Annotated in this window: 1 protein-coding gene; it reads right to left on the minus strand. The window is 67.5% G+C overall.

What is annotated here, in order from left to right:
- The coding region (locus FS882_RS20700; RefSeq protein ID WP_222848282.1) for a hypothetical protein at positions 1-680 on the minus strand (680 nt) is incomplete at its 3' end.
- Between the last annotated feature and the right edge of the window lie 42 nt (positions 681-722).

The following is a 722-nucleotide window of genomic DNA, read 5'->3' on the forward strand; positions in this document are numbered from 1 at the left end:
GTGCCGTTGATCTGGCCGCTGCTGCCCGATCCGGCGACCGGGGTGGTTGTGCCTGTGGACTTGGTGATCTGGACGACCTCGTTTCCCGAGGCGGCGTAGAGGTAGTCGCCGGCGGAGGTGAGGTGGGTGTAGGTGTAGGTCTTTTCGGGCAGGGGCATCTCGATGGATCGGCCGGTGGCGGGGTCGTATCGCACGATCCGGCGGCGGTTGTCGCGGTTGACGGTGAGCCACAGGTGGGTGGCGTCGGCGGTCAGCGCGTAGATCGCCCCGGTCGTGTTCCAGGATTCCACGGCTGTGCGGATCCCGGTGTTCACGTCCACGGTGTGCAGGCCGTCGGCGTCGGCGTGGTAAAGGACCCCGCCGGGGCCCACGGTCAACCCGGTGGCGCCGCGGTCGAGGGTCGCCATCGTCGAGATCGCGCCGGTGGTCAATGACGCGCGGCGCAGCACGTACTTCGAGCTGCAGGCGTCCACGAAATACAGGAATGTGCCGTCATCGACCATCAGCGAGGGCAAGCGGACCGAGGGCGTCGTGGCCGAGTCGAGGCAGTACGTCTGGGACGTCTGGTGCCCGATGATCGTGATCTCACCCGAGGTGATATCCGCCCGGGCCAACGATCCCGCGTGGGTGACGAACGCCTGACCACCGACCACGTGCAGATCGCTGACATTCTCGACCACGGCCGACCCCACCGACCCCGGCGCCACATCCACCGTCACCGA

The sequence above is a fragment of the Cellulosimicrobium cellulans genome, from assembly GCF_007679345.1.
Taxonomy (GTDB): Bacteria; Actinomycetota; Actinomycetes; order Actinomycetales; family Cellulomonadaceae; genus Cellulomonas; species Cellulomonas cellulans_A.